The organism is Streptomyces sp. NPDC043908, from assembly GCF_056435525.1.
On record NZ_JBWKEI010000003.1, the window covers coordinates 71,090 to 94,425 of the forward strand.

Below are 23,336 nucleotides of genomic sequence, written 5' to 3' on the forward strand. Positions count from 1 at the left end.
CCGGCGGATTCCGAATGCCGTCGGGACACCACGATCGGCGATCGGACGCGGGGCCGCACCCCGGGTGGCGCACCCGGGTCACCGCGCCCGGAACCGGCGTTGTCAGTGGTGGGTGGCACGCTGACGGGTATGGACGAGCTGATACGGCGCCGGGTCTACGGGGCCGACCACGACGATCCGGACCCCGGACCGCGGCCGGGGCGTGTCTACCGCGAGCTGGTGGCGGGCCCGCTGGACGGACTGCTGCTCGACGTCACCGGCTGGACCGAGCGGCAGCTGGGCGAAGGCGCGGCCCTCGCCACGGAGATCGGCTCGCACGGCCCGGGCGGCCGCGCGTGGTACGGACCGCGGCCGGGCGACCCGCACCACTGGGACTGGGCGGGCGACACCCCCTGACCGCGTCGCGTGCGGACCGCGGGGCGCCGGTCGGCCGCGCGCGGGGAGCGACACGGGCGCACCGAGGGCTCGTCGCGGCCGTCGCGCCGGGCGAGGTCAGGAGTCGTGCCGTCCTGCGCCGCCGCGGACGATCAGCCGGGTGAGCAGGACGACGGACCTGGGCGCCGAGCGGTCGCCGTCGATCCGGGAGAACAGCAGCTGGGCGGCGGTGGCGCCGAGCGCGACCGGGTCCTGGCTGACGACGCTGAGCGGCGGGCTGAGGCGGTCGGCGAGGGGGAAGTCGTCGAAGCCGACGACGTCGACGCGGTCGGCGTCCCCGAGCGCGCCCATCACCCCCATGGTGATGACGTCGTTCGTGGTGAACAGGGCGGTGGGCGGCCGGCCCAGGGCCCGCAGCGCCGCCAGGGCCGCCGCCGCGTCCGGCCGGCTGCGCAGTTCGTGCCGTACGAGCGCGGGGTCCTCCGGTATGCCGTGCGCGGCCAGCGCGTCGCGATAGCCGGCGTGGCGCTCGCGCTGGGTCCAGATGCCGAACCGGTCGCCGAGGTAGGCGATCCGGGTGTGGCCCCGGGCGAGCAGATGGCGTACGGCCCGCTCCGCGCCCGCCCGGTTGTCGACCGTGACGGTGTCGACGGCCAGCCCCTTGGCGGGCCGGTCCACGCAGACGACCCGGGTGCCGCCCTCCATCGGCTGCTTGAGGAACCCGTGGCCCCCGATGGTGGGCACCAGCAGGAGACCGTCGACCTGGCGGGCGGTGAAGGCCGCTATCACCTCGCGTTCGCGGCGCGGCTCGTCGTTGGTGCTGCCGACCAGGACGAGGCAGCCGCGGCGGTGCGCCTCGTCCTCCACCGAGCGGGCCATCAGCGCGTAGAAGGGGTTGGCCAGATCGTCCACGACGAGCCCGATCGTGGACGTGCCGGGGTTCTTGCGCCGTAGGTTGCGGGCGTTGTCGTTGCGCTGGTAGCCCAACTGCCGTACGGCCTGCTCGACTCGGGCGGCCGTCCCCGGCGAGACGCCGGGCTCGCCCGACACCGCGCGCGACACGGTCATGGGGCTGACCCCGGCGGCGCGGGCCACGTCCTTCATCGTCGGGCGCTTCACGGGTCTCCTCGGCGGCGGATCCGTCCCCGGACGACGGACGCTGGTGTGTCGATGATTGCAGACGGAGCCGCATGTCAGGCCGGATGAGCCGACCTTGGGACCGCTGGTGCGGCCTGAGCCTTCGCGGGGCCCGGACTTGGTAACGTTCCCATCCCCGACGTCCGGTTCCCCGGCTTGTTACGTGCCGGGCCCTTGACGTGTCGTCAGGGACACCTCAACAATCCTGAGTTGATTGGTAACGTTCACAACGACCGTCACGCACCCGCGCTCCGAGCATCCCCCGTCCCCGAGGCAGCCCGCCGGACGGCGAGCGGGCCTCCGCGAGAAGGTGGTCCCCCCTCGTGCTCCGATCCGTGCACCCCTCCCGATCCCGTCCGCGCCCCCGGTGCGCGGCGGCGCTGAGCGCCCTCGCCCTGGCCGCCACCGGCCTCGTCGGCCTCGCCACGGCGGCGCCGGCCCACGCGGCGGTGCTGCCGCTGACCCAGTACGTCGATCCGTTCATCGGCACCGACGACAGCAACGCCCCCAACCCCGTGCCGGGCGGCGCCGGGGGCAGCACCTACCCCGGCGCCGTAGTGCCCTTCGGCGGCGTGCAGTTCAGCCCCGACACCCCCACCGCCTCGCCGTCCGGCTACCGCTACAAGGACGCCACCGTCGAGGACTTCAGCCTCACCCACTTCGACGGCGCCGGCTGCCCCAACAACGAGGACCTGCCGCTGCTGCCGGTCACCGGCGCGCTCGGCACCTCACCCGGCTCCAACTGGACCGGCTACGCCTCGGGCCACACCAAGGCGAACGAGACCGCCCGCCCCGGCTACTACAAGACGCGCCTGGACCGCTACGCCACCGACGTCGAGCTCTCCGCCACCACCCGCACCGGCATGGGCAGACTGACCTACCCCGCCTCGTCCGCCTCCCGGCTGCTGGTCGCCACCGGCCGCAGCGCCACCGGCAGCCGCGCCGGAACCGTGCACGTCAGCGGCGGGGAGCTGACCGGCAGCGTGACCGCCGGAGGCTTCTGCGGCTCGTCCAAGACGTACCAGATCTACTTCGACATCCGCTTCGACCGCACCCCCACCGGCTTCGGGACGTGGTCCGGCGCCACCGTGACCGACCGCTCCGCGAACGCGTCCGGAACCAACACCGGCGCCTACGTCACCTTCGACACCACGGCGAACCGCACCGTCCAGTTCAAGGTGGGCCTGTCGTACGTCAGTGTCGCGGGCGCCCAGGCCAACCTCGCCGCCGAGAACGGCGGCTGGGACTTCGGCGCGGTGCGCACGGCGGCCGACGACTCCTGGAACCAGCTGCTCAACCGGATCCAGGTCGGCGGCGGCAGCACCGCCGAACGCCAGAAGTTCTACACCTCGCTCTACCACGTCCTGCAGAGCCCCAACATCTCCAGCGACGTCAACGGCGACTACCGGGGCTTCGACAACGCCGTGCACCGCTCGGCCCGCCCGGTCTACCAGAACTACTCCGGCTGGGACATCTACCGCTCCTGGGCCGCGCTGATAGGGCTGATCGCGCCGACCGAGGCCAGTGACATCGCCAAGTCGATGGTCCTGGACGGACAGCAGGGCGGACTGCTGCCCAAGTGGTCGCAGCAGACCAACGAGGACTTCGTGATGACGGGCGACCCGGGGCCGATCATCGTGAGCAGCCTGTACGCGTTCGGGGCCCGCGACTTCGACACGGGCGCGGCGCTCGCCCTGATGGAGAAGGCGTCCAACGGCGGCACCACCCAGGGCAGCGCGATCCGGGGCCGCCAGTCGGCGTACACCAGCCGCCACTACCTCGACGACCCCTCCGACTCCCTGGAGTACTCCGCGTCCGACTTCGCGGTGGCCCAGTTCGCCAAGGCGCTCGGCGACACCTCCGCCTACACCACCCACATGACCCGCGCCCAGTGGTGGCGCAACACCTTCAACGCCGAGTCGTCCTACGTCCAGCAGCACAAGAGCGACGGCTCCTGGACCTGGCCGCTGGACCCGGCGAGCCAGTCCACCTTCACCGAGGGCAACGCCTCCCAGTACACCTGGATGGTTCCGTACGACTTCGCCGACCTGATCAGCTCCATGGGCGGCCGGCAGACCGCCGTCCAGCGACTGGACCACCACTTCACCGAGGTCAACGCCGGTCAGAGCAGGCCCTACTACTACATCGGCAACGAACCCGAGCACGGGGTGCCGTGGGCCTACAACTACGCCCGCCGCCCCTCCGGCGCCTCGGACGCCGTGCGCAAGGTGATGGCCGAGTCCTTCACCACCGGCGCCGGCGGCCTGCCCGGCAACGACGACCTCGGCGCGACCTCCGCCTGGTACGTGTGGGCCGCGCTCGGGATGTATCCGGCGACGCCCGGCGCGGACACACTAGCCCTGCACGGGCCGCAGTTCCCGTCCGTCCTCATCCAGCGCGCGGCCGGGAACATCACCATCAACACCTCCGGCTCCGGCGCCTATGTGCAGGCCCTCGCCGTCAACGCCACCCCCACCAGCCACAGCTATCTGCGCTACCCGGACCTCGCCTCCGGCGCCACCCTCACGTACACCATGGGGTCGGCGCCCGGCGCCGCCTGGGGCACCGGGGCGGCCGACGTACCGCCCTCCTTCCAGGACGGCGCCACTCCGGTACCGGCCGCGCCCGAGCTCGGAGCGAACCTCGCCCGGGGCGCGACGGCCACCGGATCGGCCGTCTGCGCCGCCGCCGAGTCGCCCGACCGGGCGGTGGACGGCTCGTTGCGGAACAACAGCAAGTGGTGCTCCTCCGCGAGCGGCCCCTTCCTCCAGGTGGACCTCGGCTCCGCCCGGACCGTGTCGTCGTTCGTCGTCGAACACGCGGGTCTGGGCGGTGAGAACACCGGCTGGAACACCGGCGGCTTCGAGATCCGGACCAGCACCGACGGCTCCTCCTGGACCGCGGCCGCCACCGTCACCGGCTCCCGCTCCAGCCGGACCTACCACCCGGTCTCGCCCCGCACCGCCCGCTACGTCCGCCTGCTGGTCACCAGCCCGGCCAACACCTCCGACAGCGCGGCCCGGATCTACGAACTGGAGGTCCACGGCGCCTGACGCCCCGGCCCGGTCGACGGGCCGTCGCCGCGCGCCGCCGGGCAGACGAGGTCGGCGCGCGGCAGCCGTCCGTCGGCCAGGTAGGCGTTGACCGCGCCGTTGACGCAGGCACTGCCGTAGGCGAGTCCGTACACCGCGTGCCGGTAGGAGTCCTTCACCGTGATCAGCCGGGAGCTCGGCCACCTGGCGTGCATGGCCCGCGCCTCGGTGTACGGCACGCGCGGATCGCCGGTGGCGTTGACCATGAGCGCCGGCACGTCGTTGTCCACGACGGTCGGCCGCTCGCGCGGCGCGGGCCAGAACGGGCACGGGGTGACGTCGTTGAGGATCGGCCCGAACAGCGGATGGGCGGCGCGGCTGCGCTCGACGGCCCGCCGGTAGACCTCCGGGTCGCGCGGGCCCGGGGTGTCGGCGCACAGATACGCCGTCTGGGTGCTGCCGTACGCGGAGTACTCGCCGGTGAACAGTGCCGGGAGCAGCTCCGCGAGTCCGGGGTCGGGTTCGGCGTGGCCGGTCGCGGCGGCCTGCCTCAGCGTGCCGAGCATGACGGCGATGCCCGCGTCGCTCTGTTCCAGGTCGTCGCCGAGGACCCCGTACAGGAGCACCGGCAGGACGTGGGCGTCGATGCGGAAGGTGCCGACGGTGAACGGGTGGCGGGCGGCGGTGGTCCGGACGCGGTCCACGGTGGCGAGGACCGCGTCGGCCGTGGTGCCCAGTCCGTAGGCGGCGTCGCGCCGCGCGGCCCACCGGGCCCAGTTCCGCAGGGCGTTCTCGTTCACCCGCTCCGTTCCGTACTCGGCCCAGGGTGCGAGGTGGCGCGGTTCGTGGACGCCGTCGAGGACCATCCGGTCGGTGCGGCCCGGGAACATCGCGGTGTAGACCTCGCCCAGATACGTGCCGTAGGAGATCCCCAGATAGGAGATCCGCCGCTCGCCGAGCGCCGCGCGCACCAGGTCGAGGTCGCGGGCCGCGTTGCGGGTGGAGGCGTAGGGCAGCAGAGCGGCGGCGTCGCGGCGGCACCTGGCGGCCAGGTCGCGCTGGAAGGCGGTCATCCGGTCGAAGCCCGCCCGGTCCTCGCCCGCCGAACGGAAGTACGTGCTGGTCGGCCAGTGGCAGTCGAGCGGCGCGTTGCGGCCGGCGAAGCGGGGGTCCACGCCCACCAGGTCGTACCGGGCGGCGAGTCGGCCCAGCGCGGCGTGGCGGTCCGGCAGATAGTCGACGACCGGGTCGGCGGGGCCGCCCTCGTTGACCACGAGGGTGCCGATGCGGTGGGCGGTGTCGGTGGCCGGGATCCGGGCCACCGCGACGCCGAGGGCCGGGCCGCCGGGGCGGGTGTGGTCCAGCGGGACCCGCACCTCCGCGCACCGGGCGCCCAGCCTCTCCAACTCCTGGCCGGAGGTGTCCTGGGCGTCCCGCACACAGCTGTGCCAGCGGGGCCCGGGCGCGGCGGCGGACGGCGGCGCGGCGGTGAGCGACAGGAGGGCGGCCACGGCGGTGGCCGCCCCGAGCCGGACGCGGGTGTGTGTGCCGTACGCCATCCTCATGTCACTGAGGGTAGCCGGACGATTCCGCACGCCGCCGCCGAAAGCGGAAATGTGCGTCAGAGAGCGGCGACGGGGGAGGCGTGCGCGAAGTCCGCCACGACCACTCCGCCCTCCTTGGTGTCGTCGTTGATGAAGACGATCGACTCCATGGGCACGTTCCGCTCCTCGCCGAGCGCCGCCACCAGCTCCTGCGCCACGACCGTCTCCAGGACGACCCGGGCGCCGGGCGCGGTGTCGGGCAGCCGGACGACGGCGAGGTTGTCGGCCCCCTCGACCCGGGCGGTGGTCACCAGCAGGGTCAGATGCCCGGCCGCCGACAGCGAGCGGGCGAGGGCGATCTCGCGGCCGCGGCCGAAGACGAGGTGCAGGGTGTTGCCCGCCGACTCCATCTCGCCGTGCAGGTAGTTGCGGGTGACCGAGGCCGCGGCCGGCATCCGGGGCACCTCGCGCAGCAGCAGTGCCGCCTCCTCCGCGGAGACCCGGGAGGCGCCGGAGGCGACGCAGTCGACGGCGACGCACCGCGCGGCACGGGCCAGCAGCGGGGCGACGGCGTGGGCGGCCCGTGTCCGCACCGCCTCGGCCTGTTCGGGGACGCCGTCCCAGGAGTCGCCGGCGCGGCCCGCGATCACCCCCGAGATCAGGTCCAGGGCGATGACCGTGCCGGTGAAGCCGACGGTCGAGGCGCAGGAGTCGGGCTCGTTGCCGAGGTCCACGGTGAGTGCGGCGAGGGCGCCGAGGGGGGAGGGGGTGACGTTGAGGAGCGCCAGGGTGGGCACGTCCCGCGCGGCCCGGAAGGCGGCGATCGTCTCCGAGCTGCGGCCGCTCTGCGACACCCCGATCAGCAGATCGGTGTCGAAGCCGCCGAGCCCGTCCTCGATCTCGCTGGCGAGCACCCGCTGGGCGGGTACGCCGTGGCCGCGCAGCACCTCGACCGGCAGGGCGAGTGCCGCGTACGAGGCGCCGATGCCGGCGAGGAGCGGGCGCCTCGCCGCGCGCAGCCGGTCGCCGGCCGGCCCGGCCAACTGCCGCCGCACCTGGGCGGTCACGCGCTCCAGCGCCTGCGGCTGGCCGGCCAGGCCGTCGAGGAAGGTGATTCGCGTTCCGGGCATGAGGAGTCCTTTCGTGCGCCCCCGGCGTGAGCGGGCGGGGGCGCGGTGCGGGGATCAGAAGGCGGACGAACCGGGCAGGCAGGACGTTGAAGGCAGGATCATCCTGCGAAGTGCCGACCGGGGGAATGGCGCCCGGGGAGCGCACGGTGGCGGACGTGTCCGCCGTGACAGCAGGCGTCCCACCCGCCCCGCGGGCGCGCCGGGGCCCACGGCGCCCGGCGCCGTGTGTCCGCCGTCGGGCCGTACGCCGGCCGGCTGGGGGGACGGAATCCGGGGTACCCCCGCACATACACGGGCCGTCCCCCGCTCCGAAGAGGCGGGGGACGGCCCGGGAGGTCAGGCGCGGACGGCCGGTGTCAGATGAGGTCCATCGCGGCCACCTCGTCGGGGCTGCCGTAGCTGACGGGGCCCTGGAAGCGGTGGCGGGCGGTGGCGAACCACCACAGGGTGGCGATGAAGAGCACCGCGCCGAGAGCGATCGGGGCGTAGTTGAACGAGTCGGTGGTGATCGGCGAGGTCTGCGGCAGCATGAACAGCACGCTGCTCAGCACGATCCAGGCCACCGCGACCGCCGCCACGGGCTTGCCCCAGCGGCCCAGGTTCCACGGGCCGGGCTGGAAGTCGTCCAGGCGCAGCCGCAGGAAGATCGGCACGCCGTAGGCGAGGTAGAGGCCGACGACGTTGACGCTGACGATGGCGGTGAAGGCGGTGTGCGACCACCAGCCGGGAATGATCAGCACCAGCGAGCACGCCGCCGCCAGCCACACCGCCTTGACCGGGGTGCGGGTGCGCAGCGACACCGAATGCCACCACCGCGAGCCGGGCATCGCCCCGTCGCGCGAGAAGGCGAAGATCTGGCGGGTGTTGCTGGTCATGTTGGCGAGGCCGCAGAAGAGCATGGCGCCGATCACGATCAGCAGCAGGAGCTTGGCGGTGCCCATGCCGAGCGCGTCGATGAGGATCTGCACCGGCGGGGCGGCCGAGCTCGCCTCACCCGCGTAGTCGCGGATCGCGTACACCAGGGCGAGCATCAGGACCAGTCCGGCGAGCGCCGAGTAGATGATCGCGCGCATGATGCCCTTGGGGGTGTTGACCGTGGCCTTCACGGTCTCCTCGGACATGTGGAAGCTGCCGTCGAAGCCGGTGAACGTCCAGCTGGTCACCAGCAGGCCCAGCAGCGCGGCGTACAGACCGCTGCTGAAACCGGTGGTGTTGACGAAGTGGTTGGCGAACGAGGCGGACTGGTGGTGCGAGGGCTTCAGGGTGAGGGCCGCCACGATGACCACCATCCCGATCAGCAGCCACCACACGGAGATCCGGTTCACCACGGCCACCAGCTGCACCGTGTACGTGTTGGCGAGCGCCTGCACGACCAGGATCACCGCGGCGATGCCGACGGTCTGCTGGGGCGTGGGGTGGTAGGAGGACCACTGCATCGAGACGAAGGCCTGGATGAAGGTGGCGGCGGCGTAGTTGGTGGCGGCGGTGCCGCCCACCTGGCCGACGAAGTTCAGCCACCCCGTGTACCAGGACCAGGCGCCGCGGTGCCGCTTGGCGAGCTTGCCCGCGGAGAAGTACAGGGCGCCGCTGGTCGGGTAGGCGGAGGCGATCTCGCCCATCGCCGCGCCGACGAACAGCACCATCAGCGACACGCCGATCCAGCCGAAGATGAGGATGCGCGGCCCGCCGGCGCCCATTCCGAATCCGAAGGCGGAGAATATGCCGGAGATGATGTTGATGATCGTGAAAGATATCGCGAAATTGTCGAACGCGTGGAATCTTCGGGTGAGTTTCCGCGGGTAGCCCATCGCGTGCAGGGTCGCGTCGTCGTCGAGGGCGACGGGCGGTTCCCGGCGAGGGGCTTTCGTGCGGGGCGGGGACGTGCGCTCGGACACTGGTGGCAGCCTTTCCTGGGGGGGTGGACAGGACGCGTGTCGTACGGGTGCCGCTGGGCCGTGCGGTGGTGCGGGCGGGTCAGGCCGGGCCGGGGGTCGGCAGCCCGCAGGCCCGCCGGGCCCTGGTCAGCCGTTCCTCGGGATCGCCGAACGCGCTCCAGGGCATCCGGGAGGCGTAGGGCCCCATGGCCGTGAGCACCTCCCGGGCCTCGAACTCGCGCTTGGCCATGTACAGCGCGTGTGCCAGATACGCCAGGTCCAGGACCGGGGTGAAGCGGTAGGCCGCTGTCCGGGGGAACCAGTTCTGGTAGATGCCCAGCGCCGTCGCCGTCCACTGGGGCTGGAGCCAGGTGCTGTCCGCGAGCAGGGCGGACGGGTCGTAGTCCTCGACGAGCGCGACCAGCGGCAGCAGCCGCAGCGGTGAGGTGAGCGGGGCGCGGTGGCTGAGGAAGGAGGCGACGTCCCAGCGGGCGCTCGCGGAGCCGCCGTGGCGGGTGAAGAAGAAGGCGAGGAAGCGGTGGTGGGCCTCGCGGTTCCAGGGGTCGAGCCGCAGGATGTGCGAGAAGAGCTGCCAGGGTCCCGGCGGCGCGGTCAACAGGCCCTTGGGGGCCGGGTCGTGGGAGCGCTCGAAGCGGGCGAGGGCGAGCTGGGCGACCCACGGGGTGGGGTCCTGGGGCAGCATCTTCGCGGCGCGGCCGCAGGCGGCCGTGGCGATGCGCACCAGCGCGCCGGCCCGGCCGTCCCGGGCGTCGGCCATGCGTAACGCCCGGACCATCGCGACCCGCGCCGCCAGCAGTGCTGCCTCGGCGCTCGGTTCCTCGGCGAGCCAGCGCTCGGCGAGGTCGGAGTCGGCGGCCTCGGACGCGAGCACCAGCGAGCGGTGGGCGCGCACCTCGAAGTCGGTGCGCGCGTCCTTGAGGACGTTGTGCGCGCTCAGATACCGGCCGGCCCGCACGTCCGTGCAGGCCTGCGCCAACTCGCGGTCGTCGGCGGCCGGATGCCACACGTACTGTCCCTCGAACGAGCCCGCAGTCACGATCCCCTCTCCATCCCGAAGACGACGCCACCCGCATGCGCATTCCGGCCATGGCGAATTCGGCCAAGGGACGTAACCCCTACGCAGGCTCACTGACAGCGAGCCACACCTTACTCATCATGAAGTCGTATCGAAACTCGTCGCCCGGAATATCTGGTTCCTTGTCATTTATGGGCCGGGCAAATGCGGTTGGGTCCGCCGGGCGCCGACACCGGGCTTTTGGCGGACACCGGTGGGGGGTGTGGGTACGGTCCTATTCCGCGGCGGTGACGTCTTTTCGGCCGTGGCCTGATTTCCCGCGGTGGCCGTTCCGACCTCGCCGGTGGCGCGCGTGACGCGGCGGCGCGGGCGTGCCACCCTTGCCGTCGACGGAGGCCCTGGTCACGGGGCCGGAAGCCGGGGCCGGCCGGCGCCGAGGAACCGATCTGGAGTAGGGCTGTTGCTGCATCTGCGTCTGAACGTGCCCGCCGACCTCACCGACGAGGTGGTGCGGACCCTGGAGGCCACGGTGGGCACCGCCCATCTGGCCGTCGTCCCGGGTGCCTCCCGCAACCCCGTGGGCGACCTGGTGCTGTGCGACGTCGCGCGCGAGGCCGGTGACGAACTCATCGCGCGGCTGCGCGCGCTCGGGCTCGACCGGTCCGGCGCGATCGCCGTCGAGAACATCGACTTCTCGCTGTCCAAGCGCGCCGAGAAGGCCGAGGCGGAGGCTCCCGGCGAGGGCGTCGACGCGGTGCTGTGGGAACAGCTCACGGACGCGACGCACGAGGAGTCGACGCTCACGGTCACCTATGTGGCGTTCCTGGCGATCGCCACGATGCTCGCGGCGTGCGGCGTCATGCTCGACAACGCCATTCTCATCGTGGGCGCGATGGCGGTCGGCCCCGAGTTCGGACCCCTGGCCGGTATCTCCACGGCACTGGTCCAGCGCGCGCCGGGCCTCGTGTGGCGGTCACTGACCGCGCTGGTGGCCGGCTTCGCCGCGGCCATGCTGCTGACGGCCGGCTTCGGCTGGCTCCTGGACCAGGTGGGGCTCTTCGACAAGGGCATGCTGGAGGCGACCCGTCCCAACACCGCCTTCATCTGGAAGCCCGACTGGATGTCCTTCGTCGTGGCCTTCCTGGCGGGCGTCGCCGGAACGCTCTCGCTCACCTCGGCCAAGTCCGGGGCGCTCATCGGCGTGGCCATCTCGGTGACCACGGTCCCCGCGGCGGCCAACGCCGCCATGGCGTTCAGCTACCGGGAGTACGCCCAGACGTGGGGCTCCACCGAACAGCTCCTCGCCAACCTGGGCGGCATCGTCCTCGCGGGCACCCTCACCCTGCTCACCCAGAAGGCGCTCCTGAGGAGCCCGCGCCGGCGCCGCGAGCCCGCGCGCTGAGTGCCACACGCGACCGGTCCGGTCAGTAGCCCGTGTGGCTGGCGCTGTGCCAGCTCGCCCAGCCGCAGTCGGACTGGTAGTGGGTGCCCTTGTTGGCGCTCGTGTCGCCCTCCATGTGACAGGCGCCCTTCCGGCCGCCCTCCAAGCCGTGGTCGCGGCCGTGGTCACGGTCGTCGTCACGGGCGTAGCCGTGGTGGCGGTTGTCGTCACGGCCGTAACCGTGGCCGTAGTCGTGACGGCGGTCGTCGTTGCGGCCGTGGCCGTAGTCGTGGCGGCGGTCGTCGTCGCGCCCGTAGCCGTAGCCGTGGCCGTAGTCGTGACGGCGGTCGTCGTCACGGCCGTAGCCGTAGCCGTGGTTGCGGCCGTGGTCGTCGTCGCCGTGGGCCAGCGCGGTCGTCGCGCCGCCGAGGACGACGCCGACGGCGAGGACGCCCGCGGTGAGGGTGGTACGCAAACGCATGTGTGCTCCTGTGGGGTCGGAGGCAGATCGTGACGTCCTGAGCGATCACCGTTACGGACGGTGGCGAAACCTGCCTTCACCCGACTGCCGGGGGTGTGACCTCCTTCACGCCGATGTGGCGGTACGTGATGAATTCCTTACAGGGGCACTCCGTACAGGTGAGGACAGGATCGGCGTGACGTCGCAGCAGGAGGTTCCCCCATGAGGCCGTTCACCTTGCGCTACACGGTGCCCCAGGAGCCGGAGGAGCGGCCCGTCGCCTACCGCTTCGACGCCTCGCGGCAGCTGAACGTGCTGCCCGACGGGCGCCCCGCCGTCACCGACCGTGCGGTGCTCCGAGCGAGCGGCACCACCGCCTCCACCGCCGGTTCCCAGACCCACTTCGACGACTGACGGCCCGGCAGCCGGATGACGGTTCTCATCCTCACGTGCGAACAGGACGTCACCACCGACATGGTGGTGACCCATCTGCACGAGCGAGGCGTCCCGCTGGTGCGCCTCGACCCCGCCGATGTGCCCGGCAGAGCGGTGCTCTCGGCCGAGTACGCCCACGGGGACTTCAGCGGGCACCTGTCGGTCGACGGCTTCGTGGTGAGCATGTCGGGGCTGCGCTCGGTGTGGGTGCGCCGGCCGGGGCAGCCGGCCGCCCACGCCCCGGAGCCCTCCGCGTGGCTGACCGCCGAGACGCGGCAGGCGCTGTTCGGCATGCTGTACTCGGCCCCGGCGCGCTGGATGAACCATCCGCGCGACGCCGAGGCGGCCCGGCTCAAGCCCTGGCAGCTGCGGGTCGCCCACGTCAGCGGGTTCGCCGTGCCGCCGACCGTCGTCACGACGGTGCCGCGGGTGGCCCGGCAGTTCGCGCAGGAGTACCGGGACGTGGTGGTCAAGAGCGCCGCCGGGCCGCCGCCGGACGAGCCCCTGATGGCGCTGCCGACGACGCTGATCGGGCCCGACGCGGACTTCTCCAGCGTCCGGGCGGGGCCGGTGCTGCTCCAGCGCTTCGTCCCCAAGAGGGCGGACATCCGGTTGACCTGTGTGGGGGCCGCGCTGTTCGCCGCCCGCAAGGTCTGCGACCCCGGCCAGGTGGACGGCCGCTACGGCGACGGCGGGCGCGGCTGGGAGCCCGTCGGTGTGCCGGGGCGCATCGCCGAGTCGGTGCGCGCGTACACCCGGCGCACCGCGCTCGCCTACGCGGCGTTCGACTTCGCCGAGGACACCGACGGGGTCTGGTGGTTCCTGGAGTGCAACCAGGGCGGGCAGTTCGGGTTCGTCGAACTCGACACCGGCCAGCCGATAGCGGCGGAGGTCGCCAGCTGGCTGGCCGGGGCTCAGTGAACCGCGGCCCGCGGGCGGCCCCGCACCGTCGCCAGCAGCGGCACGGCGGGCTGGAGCAGCAGTCCGGCGCGGGGTACCGCCTCGGCGGGCGGCACGTCGAGGTGGTGGCGCTGGGCGAGGGTGGCGAGCACGAGGGCGGCCTCGACTTGCGCGAAGCGGGCGCCCAGGCAGGTCCGCTGGCCACCGCCGAACGGGTACCAGGCGTGGTCGGGCACCGCGTCCGGCGCGTCGGCGTCCCAGCGCTCGGGGCGGAACGCGTCGGGGCGCGGGAACCAGCGCGGATCGCGGTGCGTGGTCCACGGGCTGCACCAGACGATCGTCCCGGGCGGAACGCGCGTGCCGGCGAGCGTGGCCCCCGGGCGGGCGACCGCGCCGATGAGCCAGGCCGGCGGGTAGAGCCGCAACGCCTCCTTGACGATCTGCCGGGTCCACACGAGCCGGTCGTAGTCGTCGGCGGTGGGCGGGCGGCCCCCCAGCACGTCGTCCAGCTCGGCTTCGAGGCGGGCGCGGACCCGCGGGGCGCGGCCGAGCAGGTACACGATCCAGGTGAGCGCCGTGGAGGTGGTCTCGTGTCCGGCGGCCCACAGGGTGACGGCCTCGTCGCGCACCTCCTTGGGCGAGAGCGGCCTGCCCTCCTCGTCGCGGGCCGCGAGCAGCCTGCTGAGCAGGTCGTCGCGCGTGCCGAGGTCGTCGGGGGCGCTCAGCCGGGCCCGGATGAGCCGGTGCACCTCGGCGTCGATGGTGGCCACCGCGCCCAGCAGGGAGCGCCGGGAGGAGGTGCGCACCCAACCGGGCAGGAACAGGCCGATGCCCCGCAGCTCCGCCCCCACCGCCTGCTCCGCCACGGTCATCGCGTCGCCGAGCGCCGCGGTCTGCTCCCCGAGGTCGTTGCCGAACAGGGTGCGCAGCACGACCCGCTGGGTGATGAGCGCCATCTGGCGGTGCACGTCGATCCGCTCGCCCTCGCGCCAGGCGTCGGCCGCCGCGCCCGCGCACTCCACCATCGTCGCCGCGTACCCGCGGACCTGGCGCGGCCGTACCGTCGGCTGCACCAGCGAGCGCTTGCGGCGCCAGTCGGCACCTTTGCTGAGCAGGACGCTCCGCCCGATGATCTGCTTGAGCGCCCAGCCGATGTCGAGGATCTCGTACGCGTGCTCACGCCCCGTCAGCAGTTCCACGACGTGCTGGGGGTGGGAGAGGAACAGACCGCGCCGGGGGCCGAGCGACCAGGTCACCGCGTCGCCGAAGCCGTCGCGCAGTCCGCTCAGGAAGTCCAGGGGGTCCCTGCCGAAGGCGAACAGGTTGCCGAGGGGGCGGGGCAGCCCCCGGGGGCCGCGGACGGGCCGGAGCGGGGGCGCGGTCAGGGGCACGGGGGCTCCGGCGGTGGGCCGGTCAGAGCTCGACATGCTGCTTTTCTACCCATCTGCCCGAAACGGCAAGCCGGTCGGGCAAGCGCTCGCCGTCCGGTCCCGGGGGTTCAGACGTCGGAGGCCTGGAGCTCCGGTCTCTCGTACGGGGGGTGCAGCTCGGGGTGGCTGTCCCACCACAGGCGGTGGAAGGCGTTGTTGTCCACGTTGGCCAGATACGCGCACAGGGCCGCCCGGTAGAGCAGTTCGGCCTGCCGGTCCGGGACGGCCGAGCGGTTCCAGGCCAGCCGGATGCGCCCGGTGAGCGGGGCCCCGGCGAGGGGGCGCATCACGGTGCCTTCCGCCCCGGGCGCGGTCGGCTGGCTCAGGGCGACGGCACGGCCCCCGGCGATCAGTGCGTACTGCATCTGGCGATCCGCGATCCGGTAGCGCAGCCGGGGTGCGAACCCGGCCCGCGCGCACGCCTCGGCGAACGCCTCCGGCCCGCCGTCGTCGTCCTCCACCAGGTTCATCCAGGACTCGTCGGCCAGCTCGGCCAGTTCGATGTGCTCCCGGTCGGCCAGCGGGTGGCGGGCCGAGAGCCGGATGGAGAAGGGCTCCTCGGGGATCAGCGTCCTGGCCAGGACCCCTTCGGGGAGCGGCACTTCGTGGCCGTTCACCTCCCCGTAGACGATGGCGTCGTAGCGTCCGGCGCCGAGCATCCGGGTCAGGGCGGTCACCGAGTGCTCCAGGTCCACGGTGATCTCCTGGCCGGAGAGCGAGAGGTCGGTCTGCTCCAGCAGGCCGTCGAGCAGGACCAGCAGGATGCAGCCGAGCCGCAGCGGGGCGTCGGTGGCCACAGCACGGGCCCGGGTGCCGAGCGCGTCCATCTCGCTGAGCACCCGGCGCGCCCTGGCCAGCACGAACCGGCCGAGCGGGGTGGGCTCCGTGCCGTGGCGGCTGCGGACGAAGAGATCGCCTCCGGTGACCCGCTCGATGCGCCGCAGTTGGGCGGAGAGCGAGGGCTGGGAGACCCCGAGCCGGCGCGCGGCGCGGCCCAGACTGCCCGCTTCCGCGATCTGGCAGACGGCCTGTAAGTGCCTCAACTCCAGCTGCATCTTCCGAGCGTACGCAGCGGCCCGGCGGCGCACCATAACCCGCGTCGTATGCCCGACTGGTATGTACCACGTTTGCCATGTCCACGCCCATACTGCGCGGAGAACAGGCCCCCCACGATCGGAGTGGACGTTGCGCCCCTTCAGATTGACGGCCGCCGTGGCAGCACTGAGCCTGACCACGGGCCTGACCGGCGCTTTGGCCGGTACGGCATCGGCCGCACCTCATACGCAGTCAGGGACCGCCCAGCGGCCCAGCCCCCTCTCGCGTGCCGTCGCCGCCGCCGACCAGGCGGTCCGCAGCGGACTCGACACCTTGGTCAACTCCCCGCAGGAGCAGTACGAGCGGCGCATGGTCACCCCCTGGGTGAAGGACCTCTACTCCGTCGCCTACGAGCGCAGCTACCGGGGACTGCCGGTCGTCGGCGGCGACGCGGTGGTGCTCGCGGACGGCGACGGCGACATCCGCGCCGTGCAGTCCGCCTCCTCCGTACGGATCGACGTGGCGACCACCGCCTCGGTCACCGCGAAGGCCGCCGAGGCCACCTCGCGCGCCCGGCTCGCCAAGGTCGACAAGGTGGTGCAGAGCCGGCTCGTCGTGCGGCTCGCGGACGGCAGGCCCGCGCTCGCCTGGGAGACCGTGCTCACCGGACGCACCAAGGCCGCGCCCAGCAGGCTGCACGTCTTCGTGGACGCGCGCACCGGCAAGGTCCTCGGCACCCACGACGACGTCGAGGCGGGCACCGCCAACAGCAAGTGGAACGGCCCGAGCCCGGTCACCATCGACACCACCAACTCGGGCGGCAGCTACTCGCTGCGCGACCCCGGTCGGGCGGGGCTGAGCTGCGCCGACTACAGCACGGGCTCGGTGTTCACCAAGTCCTCCGACTCCTGGGGCACCGGCAACCCCACCAGCAAGGAGACCGGCTGCGCGGACCTGATGTTCGCGGCGCAGAAGCAGTGGGACATGCTGGGTCAGTGGCTCGGCCGCAACGGCGTCAGCGGCAACGGCCGCAGCTTCCCCGGCAAGGTCGGCCTCGGCGACCTCAACGCGTACTGGGACGGCAGCTCCGTCACCATCGGCCACAACAGCGCCAACGAGTGGATCGCCGGGATCGACGTGGTGGCCCACGAGTACGGGCACGCCATCGACAGCAACACCCCCGGCGGCACCAGTGGCCAGGAGGCCGGACTCGGCGAGGGCACCGGTGACATCTTCGGCGCGCTGACCGAGGCGTACGTCAACGAGCCCTCCCCGTACGACACCCCGGACTACACCGTCGGCGAGATGATCAACCTCCAGGGCCGGGGCCCGATCCGGAACATGTACAACCCGCCGGCCGTCAACAACGACCCGGCCTGCTACAGCTCCGCGATACCCGGCACCGAGGTGCACGCCGCCGCGGGCCCCCTCAACCACTGGTTCTATCTGCTGGCCGAGGGCAGCAGCCCCGGCGGCGGCAAGCCCAACAGCCCCACCTGCAACCAGAGCACCGTGACCGGGGTCGGCGTCCAGAACGCGGGCAAGATCTTCTACGGCGGCATGCTCCTGAAGACCAGCAGCATGTCGTACAAGAAGTACCGCACCGCCACGCTGAGTTCGGCCAAGTCGCTCGACGCCACCTGCAACCTGTTCAACCGGACCAAGGCGGCCTGGGACGCCATCAGCGTGCCCGCGCAGAGCGGTGACCCGACCTGCCAGCCCAGCGGCCAGAGCGACTTCTCCCTCGCCCTGAACCCGTCGTCCGGCACCGTCCAGCAGGGCGGCTCGGTCACCACCACCGTGACCACCAGCATCACCACGGGCTCGGCCCAGTCGGTGACGCTCACCGCCTCCGGCCTGCCCTCCGGCGTGACCGCGTCCTTCAACCCGGCCACCGTGCAGTCCGGCCAGTCCTCGGTGCTCACGCTCTCCGCGTCCACCAACGCGGCCCCCGGCCCCTCCACCATCACCGTCAAGGGCCAGGGCACCACGCTCTCCCACACCGTCGACTACGTGCTCAACGTCGGCGGCACACCGCCCGGCACCGACCCGCCCAACATCGACGTGGCCAACGTCCAGGCGCACCTGTCGCAGCTGGGCACCATCGCCACCCAGAACGGCGGCAACCGCCGTGCGGGCAGCGGCGGACACACCCAGTCACTGGCCTACATCAAGGGCAAGCTCCAGGCCGCCGGATACACCGTGGCCGAGCAGAACTGCACCACCTGCACCTACCCGTCGAACAACCTGATCGCCGACTGGCCCGGCGGCCCGGCCGACCAGGTGCTCATGCTCGGGGCACACCTCGACAGCGTGTCGGCCGGTCCCGGCATCAACGACAACGGCTCGGGCTCCGCGACCCTGCTGGAGAACGCGCTGGTCCTGGCGCAGAAGAACCCCACCATGACCAAGCACGTGCGCTTCGCCTGGTGGACCGACGAGGAGCAGGGCCTCAACGGCTCCGAGTTCTACGTCAACCGGCTGAGCACCACCGACCGCGCGGCCATCAAGGCGTACTACAACTTCGACATGGTGGGCTCGCCCAACGGCGGCTACTTCATCAACAACGTCAACTCCACCGCGGCCGCCCCGCTCAAGGCGTACTGGGCCTCGCTCAACCTCGCCCCCGAGGAGAACGTCGAGGGCCAGGGCCGCAGTGACGACGCGTCCTTCCAGGCGGCCGGCATCGCCACCTCCGGCTACGCGGCCGGCGCCAGCGCCCGCAAGACCTCGGCGCAGGCGGCCAAGTGGGGCGGCACGGCCAACGCCGCCTACGACTCCTGCTACCACAGCGCCTGCGACACCCCGAGCAACATCAACGCCACGGTCCTGGACCGCAGCGCCGACGGTGTGGCGTACGCGATCTGGAAGCAGGCGGTCGGCGGCACCACCCCGGCGCAGGACTTCTCCCTCGCCGTCACCCCGCCCTCCGGCAGCGCCAACCCGGGCGGCAGCACCACCGCGACGGTGAACACCACCACGGTCAGCGGTGACCCGCAGACGGTCGCCCTGTCGGTCTCGGGCGCGCCCAGCGGCGTGACCGCGACCCTCGACCCGACCTCGGTGCAGTCCGGCAAGTCCTCGACGCTGACCGTGCAGGTCGGCGCGGGCACCACGCCGGGCACCTACACCCTGACGGTCACCGGTTCCGGCACGGTCGGCCACAGCACCACCTACACGCTGACCGTCGGCGGCGGTAGCGGCTGCACCGCCCGCCAGCTCGTCGTCAACGGCGGGTTCGAGAACGGCTCCAGTCCGTGGACGGCCACCTCGGGCGTCATCACCAACCAGGCCGGCGAGACGCCGCACGGCGGCTCCTACATGGCGTGGCTGAACGGCTGGGGCTCGGCCCGTACGGACAGCGTCTCGCAGTCGCTGAGCATCCCGTCCGGCTGCTCCGGCTACCGGCTCTCGTTCTTCCAGCACATCGACACGGACGAGGACGAGAACGTCGTGTACGACACGTTCACCGTCTCGGTGGGCGGCCAGACCCTGGAGACCTTCTCCAACCTCGACGCGAACTCCGGTTACGTCCAGAAGTCCTACGACCTCTCGGCGTTCGCCGGACAGACCGTCACCCTGAAGTTCAACGGCGTGGAGGACCAGGCTCTGCAGACCTCCTACGTCGTGGACGACATCACCCTCCAGGTGAGCTGACACCTTATCCGGTCACCTCGTGAACGGCGTCGGCCCCCGCCTCTCCCCGGCGGGGGCCGACGCGCGTGGCGCGGGGCGGGCGGTCACGCGCCGCTGGCCCTCAGCATGTCCTCACGCTCGACGATCTTGACGCGCTCGCGGCCCTGCGGCTCGCCCAGTGCCTTCTCGGCCGCGTCGAGCCGGTGCCAGCCCTCCCAGGTGGTCCAGCGCACCCCGCGCTCGGCGAGGAAGGCGTCGACGGCCTCGGGCTCCGGCGCGGAGGGGGTGCGCAGCCGGCCCTGGGCGTGGTCGTCGAGGAGGTTGGCGACGGTCTCGTTGGCGTCGCCCTTGGTGTGGCCGATCAGGCCGACCGGGCCGCGCCGGATCCAGCCGGTGACGTAGGTGGAGGCGAGGTGCCGGCCGGCCTCGACGACGCGGCCGCCCTCGTTGGGGACCGTGCCCGACTCCACGTCCCAGGGGAGCTTCGGCAACTCGTCGGAGAGGTAGCCCACGGCCCGGTAGACGCCCTGGACGTCCCAGTCGTGGAACTCGCCGGTGCCCGCCACGTTGCCGGACCCGTCGAGGCGGGTGCGCTCGGTGCGCAGGCCCACGACCGTGCCGTCCTCGCCGAGGATCTCGGTGGGCGACTCGAAGAAGTGCAGGAAGAGCTTGTGGGGGCGTTCGCCGACGTCGCGGATCGCCCAGTTCTCCAGGGTCTTGGCGACCATGTCCGCCTGCTTGTTGGAGCGGCGGGTGGCGATGGAGCCCTCGTCGTAGTCGATGTCCTCGGGGTCGACGATGACCTCGATGGTGGGGGAGTGGTCCAGCTCGCGCAGCTCCATCGGGCTGAACTTCGCCTGGGCGGGGCCGCGGCGGCCGAAGACGTGGATCTCGCGCGCCCGGTTGGCCTTCAGGCCCTCGTGGACGTTGGGCGGGATCTCCGTGGGCAGCAGCTCGTCGGCGGTCTTGGCGAGGATGCGGGCGACGTCCAGGGCGACGTTGCCGACGCCGAGCACGGCGACCTTCTCCGCGTGCAGCGGCCAGGTGCGCGGGACGTCGGGGTGTCCGTCGTACCAGGACACGAAGTCGGCGGCGCCGTAGGAGCCGTCGAGGTCGATGCCGGGTATGTCGAGGGCGCGGTCGGCGTCCGCACCCGTCGAGAAGATCACCGCGTCGTAGAACTCGTGGAGTTCGTCGAGGCTGATGTCGCCGGGGTAGTCCACGTTGCCGAAGAGCCGGATCTGCGGCTTGTCGAGCACCTGGTGCAGGGCGGTGACGATGCCCTTGATGCGGGGGTGGTCGGGGGCGACGCCGTAGCGGATCAGCCCGAAGGGCGCGGGCATCTTCTCGAAGAGGTCGATCGAGACGCCGGGGTCGGTGGCGGCCGCGGACTTCAGCAGCGCGTCCGCGGCGTAGATCCCGGCGGGACCTGCGCCCACGATGGCTGTCCGCAGGGGGCGGGGCATGGCTGTTTCCCTTCGACCGACGACGAAATGGCTCGTCAGACACCCTAAGCTTAGGCACACCTAAGTGGGTACCCGCCCCCTCTTTATGAGCTCATAAGCCCACCTTATGCCAACCCAAAGTTAAGGTGATGGGCGGGGTCGAACGGCGCGAAACGGTCGTTCCGGCGGGGTGTCCGGGAGTCCGTGCGGGGCAAGGGAGAATACAAAGCCTCAGCAGGAGTGGGAGGTTGCCCCCTTGACCGTCTACGTGGACGACGTGAAGGACTACGGCGCTCTCGCGCGACGACGAGGTCTGCCGTCCGCGCACTGGTGCCATATGACCGCCGACACCGAGGAGGAGCTGCACGCGTTCGCGGCCGCCCTCGGCATGCGCCGCGCCTGGTACCAGCGCAAGGGCCCGGGCGACCACCGCTGGCACTACGACATCACCCCACCCACCCGCGCGCAGGCCGTACGGCTGGGCGCCCGGGAGGTGGACCGGCGGTTCATGGGCAACCTGATGATCAGCCGCAGCGACGGCGTCCGGGTCTGACCCGGCGCGCGGACTACGGCGCCGCGCTCGCCTCCGGCCCGGCCGCGCGCCGCACCGGAGCGGGCGCGCCGTGCGGCTTCCGGCGTGCGAAGGCGTGCCGGACCAGGGCCGCCGCGACCAGCACCGCCACCAGGGCGCACACCCCGGGCCAGCCGACGGCGGCGTACGCCCGCGCCCCCGCCCACGACCCCAGGCTGCCGCCCAGGTAACCGCAGGTCATATAGGCGGTGTTGAGCCGGCTGCGGGCCTCGGGACGCAGCGCGTAGAACCGCACCTGGTTGGCGACCATGCCCGACTGCATCCCGATGTCGAGCAGCAGCGTGCCCGCCACCAGGGCGACCATCCCTCCCGTGCCGCCCAGCGCGCCGAACACCAGGACGACGGCGGCCGCGAGGACGCCCAGCATGCTCACCAGGTTGACGGCGTCGGGCCCCCGGCGGTCCGTCGCGCGCCCGGCGTACGGCGTGCAGAGCATGGTCGCCGCGTTGACCAGGGCGAGCGCGCCGACCGCCCGCGCCCCCATGCCGTACGCGGAGCCGGTCAGCAGCAGGGCGACGCCCGTCCAGACCGCCGAGAAACCGCCGAACACCATCGCCTGGTAGAAGCAGGACCGCCGCAGCTCGGATTCGGCGCGCAGCAGCCGCAGCGGTTCGGCCAGCAGCGCCGGATACCGCTGCCGCGAGGGCGGGGACGTCCTCGGCAGCACCCGCCACAGCAGGGCGGCGATGGCCAGGGCGAGCACGGCCGCGAGCAGATACGGGGCACGCCATCCCAGCCACTGGCCGAGCGTTCCGCCGAGGGTGCGGGAGAGCAGCATGCCGCCGATGGACCCGCTCAGCAGCGTCCCGCTCACCGCCCCGCGCCGGTCCTCGGGCACCAGACCCACCGCCAGCGGCCCCGCGATCGGGGCGATCACCGTGGTGACGCCGATCAGCGCACTCGCCCCCACCAGCGGCCCGAGCGACGGCGCGGCGCCCGCCGCGAGCAGCCCGAGCCCGGTCAGCCCCAGCAGCGTGACGATCAGCCGCCGGTGGGCGATCCGGTCCCCGAGCGGGACCAGGAGGAAGATCCCCGCCGCGTACCCGAACTGCACCGCGGTGACCGTCAGGGCCGCCGCGTCCGGCGAGACGCCCAGCCCGGCGGCCACGGTGGGGCCGATCGCCTGCGGGAAGTAGACGTTGCCCACGGCCACCCCGCAGACGACCGCCAGCAGCAGGATCACCCGGCGGCTCACCGGGGCGCCGTCCTGGACGACGCCCGCCGGCCGGGACTCGCGGAGATCAGTCATACGGGCAAGTCCACGTCACGGCGGCACCGTTGGCCACCCGATTTACGGCTCCCGTCAAACGTGTGGTCAGCGCCGGGACAGCACACCCCGGACGAAGGCGGCCTGGCCGGCGTGCTGGAGGCTGTCGGAGACGACGCTGACCAGCCGGACCGCCAGCGTGACGGGCGGGTCCCACGAGGTGTCGACGACCCGGGCGAGCGCCTTGCCGTCGAGCCCCGCCAGATACGCGGCGGTCCGCGCGTGCACGGCGTCGTGGTAGCCGGTCAGCAGCTCGGCGGAGGCGGTGACCGAGGCGACCTGGGCGGAGGTGTGGCCGTAGCCGGTGTCAGAGTCGTCCAGCGGCAGCCCGAACCGCCGCGCCCACCCCTGCCCGGTCCACACCTGTTCGCCTCCGGCGGCATCCGCGATGTGGTCGTCCTGGATCCTGGTCAGATGCCACACCAGCCAGGCGGGGGAGTTGGCCGAGCCGTCGATCCGGAACGCCAACTCCTCGCCGCTCAGGCCCTCGACGGCCTCCGCGACGCCCTCGCGGATCCTGCCGAACGCGTCGAGAAGGAGATCGGAACTCGTCACCGTGGTCACGCCTGCCAACCTAGGGCCTGCCGCCGCTCCTCGCACGGGGAAGCGCCCGAGGGAAGCGGGCAT

General features: G+C 72.5%; 18 protein-coding genes. 7 read left to right on the forward strand and 11 right to left on the reverse strand.

Annotated features, from left to right (window positions below):
- The first annotated feature begins 129 nt into the window (after positions 1 to 129).
- Complete coding sequence (locus AC069K_RS08330; protein WP_358836605.1) at positions 130 to 396, forward strand: hypothetical protein; 267 nt, start codon at positions 130 to 132, stop codon at positions 394 to 396.
- Between the two features lie 96 nt (positions 397 to 492).
- Here AC069K_RS08330 and AC069K_RS08335 read toward each other — a convergent pair whose 3' ends face one another.
- Positions 493 to 1,494: a LacI family DNA-binding transcriptional regulator gene (locus AC069K_RS08335; protein WP_478613475.1), complete on the reverse strand. Its 1,002-nt coding sequence runs from the start codon at positions 1,492 to 1,494 to the stop codon at positions 493 to 495.
- A gap of 341 nt (positions 1,495 to 1,835) precedes the next feature.
- Between AC069K_RS08335 and AC069K_RS08340 the strand changes: the two genes are divergently transcribed.
- Complete coding sequence (locus tag AC069K_RS08340) at positions 1,836 to 4,565, forward strand: GH92 family glycosyl hydrolase (protein ID WP_478613477.1); 2,730 nt, start codon at positions 1,836 to 1,838, stop codon at positions 4,563 to 4,565.
- On the opposite strand, the gene AC069K_RS08345 is transcribed toward AC069K_RS08340, so the two are convergent.
- The 4 genes from AC069K_RS08345 to AC069K_RS08360 form a co-directional block, all read right to left on the reverse strand.
- A complete protein-coding gene (locus tag AC069K_RS08345) occupies positions 4,538 to 6,109 on the reverse strand; it encodes an alpha/beta hydrolase (RefSeq protein WP_478613480.1) in 1,572 nt (523 codons plus the stop codon). The two genes, AC069K_RS08340 and AC069K_RS08345, sit on opposite strands and share 28 nt — an antisense overlap.
- A gap of 56 nt (positions 6,110 to 6,165) precedes the next feature.
- Positions 6,166 to 7,218, reverse strand: coding sequence for an SIS domain-containing protein (locus AC069K_RS08350; protein ID WP_478613483.1), 1,053 nt, complete (start codon positions 7,216 to 7,218; stop codon positions 6,166 to 6,168).
- A gap of 356 nt (positions 7,219 to 7,574) precedes the next feature.
- Positions 7,575 to 9,026, reverse strand: a complete 1,452-nt coding sequence (locus AC069K_RS08355) for an amino acid permease (RefSeq protein ID WP_365107811.1) — start codon at positions 9,024 to 9,026, stop codon at positions 7,575 to 7,577.
- A gap of 166 nt (positions 9,027 to 9,192) precedes the next feature.
- Positions 9,193 to 10,149, reverse strand: coding sequence for a hypothetical protein (locus AC069K_RS08360; RefSeq protein WP_365107805.1), 957 nt, complete (start codon positions 10,147 to 10,149; stop codon positions 9,193 to 9,195).
- 439 nt (positions 10,150 to 10,588) lie between these two features.
- Here AC069K_RS08360 and AC069K_RS08365 point away from each other — a divergent pair, with 439 nt between their 5' ends.
- Positions 10,589 to 11,530: a DUF389 domain-containing protein gene (locus AC069K_RS08365; protein WP_358831914.1), complete on the forward strand. Its 942-nt coding sequence runs from the start codon at positions 10,589 to 10,591 to the stop codon at positions 11,528 to 11,530.
- 22 nt (positions 11,531 to 11,552) lie between these two features.
- Here AC069K_RS08365 and AC069K_RS08370 read toward each other — a convergent pair whose 3' ends face one another.
- Positions 11,553 to 11,990 carry a hypothetical protein gene (locus tag AC069K_RS08370; protein WP_478613488.1) on the reverse strand — a complete coding sequence of 146 codons (438 nt, stop codon included), beginning with the start codon at positions 11,988 to 11,990 and terminating at the stop codon, positions 11,553 to 11,555.
- Positions 11,991 to 12,191: 201 nt separating this feature from the next.
- Here AC069K_RS08370 and tgmA point away from each other — a divergent pair, with 201 nt between their 5' ends.
- Together tgmA and tgmB are read left to right on the forward strand one after the other, a co-directional pair.
- Positions 12,192 to 12,383: a putative ATP-grasp-modified RiPP gene (tgmA, locus tag AC069K_RS08375; protein WP_478613491.1), complete on the forward strand. Its 192-nt coding sequence runs from the start codon at positions 12,192 to 12,194 to the stop codon at positions 12,381 to 12,383.
- A 15-nt stretch (positions 12,384 to 12,398) separates the two neighbouring features.
- Positions 12,399 to 13,325 (forward strand): ATP-grasp ribosomal peptide maturase, encoded by a 927-nt coding sequence (tgmB, locus tag AC069K_RS08380; protein ID WP_478613493.1) that lies wholly within the window; start codon positions 12,399 to 12,401, stop codon positions 13,323 to 13,325.
- Here the strand turns inward: tgmB and AC069K_RS08385 are convergent.
- Both AC069K_RS08385 and AC069K_RS08390 read right to left on the reverse strand, forming a co-directional pair.
- Positions 13,319 to 14,731, reverse strand: coding sequence for a cytochrome P450 (locus AC069K_RS08385; protein WP_478613496.1), 1,413 nt, complete (start codon positions 14,729 to 14,731; stop codon positions 13,319 to 13,321). The two genes, tgmB and AC069K_RS08385, sit on opposite strands and share 7 nt — an antisense overlap.
- Before the next feature lie 71 nt (positions 14,732 to 14,802).
- Positions 14,803 to 15,789: a LysR family transcriptional regulator gene (locus AC069K_RS08390; RefSeq protein ID WP_478613499.1), complete on the reverse strand. Its 987-nt coding sequence runs from the start codon at positions 15,787 to 15,789 to the stop codon at positions 14,803 to 14,805.
- A gap of 157 nt (positions 15,790 to 15,946) precedes the next feature.
- Here AC069K_RS08390 and AC069K_RS08395 point away from each other — a divergent pair, with 157 nt between their 5' ends.
- Entirely contained in the window at positions 15,947 to 19,426 is a 3,480-nt protein-coding gene (locus tag AC069K_RS08395; protein ID WP_478613502.1) for a M28 family peptidase, read from the forward strand.
- An 83-nt stretch (positions 19,427 to 19,509) separates the two neighbouring features.
- Here AC069K_RS08395 and AC069K_RS08400 read toward each other — a convergent pair whose 3' ends face one another.
- Positions 19,510 to 20,871 (reverse strand): FAD-dependent oxidoreductase, encoded by a 1,362-nt coding sequence (locus AC069K_RS08400; RefSeq protein WP_478613505.1) that lies wholly within the window; start codon positions 20,869 to 20,871, stop codon positions 19,510 to 19,512.
- A gap of 235 nt (positions 20,872 to 21,106) precedes the next feature.
- Here AC069K_RS08400 and AC069K_RS08405 point away from each other — a divergent pair, with 235 nt between their 5' ends.
- Positions 21,107 to 21,403 carry a DUF4031 domain-containing protein gene (locus AC069K_RS08405; protein WP_358831906.1) on the forward strand — a complete coding sequence of 99 codons (297 nt, stop codon included), beginning with the start codon at positions 21,107 to 21,109 and terminating at the stop codon, positions 21,401 to 21,403.
- Between the two features lie 13 nt (positions 21,404 to 21,416).
- Here AC069K_RS08405 and AC069K_RS08410 read toward each other — a convergent pair whose 3' ends face one another.
- On the reverse strand, positions 21,417 to 22,691 hold the full coding sequence (locus AC069K_RS08410; RefSeq protein WP_478613509.1) for an MFS transporter: 1,275 nt from the start codon (positions 22,689 to 22,691) through the stop codon (positions 21,417 to 21,419).
- Positions 22,692 to 22,757: 66 nt separating this feature from the next.
- Positions 22,758 to 23,264: a mycothiol transferase gene (locus tag AC069K_RS08415; RefSeq protein WP_365106310.1), complete on the reverse strand. Its 507-nt coding sequence runs from the start codon at positions 23,262 to 23,264 to the stop codon at positions 22,758 to 22,760.
- Positions 23,265 to 23,336 lie beyond the last annotated feature (72 nt).

What these genes read in the sequence shown, in the direction of transcription:
- AC069K_RS08330 (WP_358836605.1), top strand. Translation starts at nt 130, where the DNA reads ATGGACGAGCTGATACGGCGCCGGGTCTACGGGGCCGACCACGACGAT.
- AC069K_RS08345 (WP_478613480.1), bottom strand. Translation starts at nt 6,109, where the DNA reads ATGAGGATGGCGTACGGCACACACACCCGCGTCCGGCTCGGGGCGGCC.
- AC069K_RS08350 (WP_478613483.1), bottom strand. Translation starts at nt 7,218, where the DNA reads ATGCCCGGAACGCGAATCACCTTCCTCGACGGCCTGGCCGGCCAGCCG.
- AC069K_RS08355 (WP_365107811.1), bottom strand. Translation starts at nt 9,026, where the DNA reads ATGGGCTACCCGCGGAAACTCACCCGAAGATTCCACGCGTTCGACAAT.
- AC069K_RS08370 (WP_478613488.1), bottom strand. Translation starts at nt 11,990, where the DNA reads ATGCGTTTGCGTACCACCCTCACCGCGGGCGTCCTCGCCGTCGGCGTC.
- tgmA (WP_478613491.1), top strand. Translation starts at nt 12,192, where the DNA reads ATGAGGCCGTTCACCTTGCGCTACACGGTGCCCCAGGAGCCGGAGGAG.
- tgmB (WP_478613493.1), top strand. Translation starts at nt 12,399, where the DNA reads ATGACGGTTCTCATCCTCACGTGCGAACAGGACGTCACCACCGACATG.
- AC069K_RS08385 (WP_478613496.1), bottom strand. Translation starts at nt 14,731, where the DNA reads ATGTCGAGCTCTGACCGGCCCACCGCCGGAGCCCCCGTGCCCCTGACC.
- AC069K_RS08390 (WP_478613499.1), bottom strand. Translation starts at nt 15,789, where the DNA reads ATGCAGCTGGAGTTGAGGCACTTACAGGCCGTCTGCCAGATCGCGGAA.
- AC069K_RS08400 (WP_478613505.1), bottom strand. Translation starts at nt 20,871, where the DNA reads ATGCCCCGCCCCCTGCGGACAGCCATCGTGGGCGCAGGTCCCGCCGGG.
- AC069K_RS08410 (WP_478613509.1), bottom strand. Translation starts at nt 22,691, where the DNA reads ATGACTGATCTCCGCGAGTCCCGGCCGGCGGGCGTCGTCCAGGACGGC.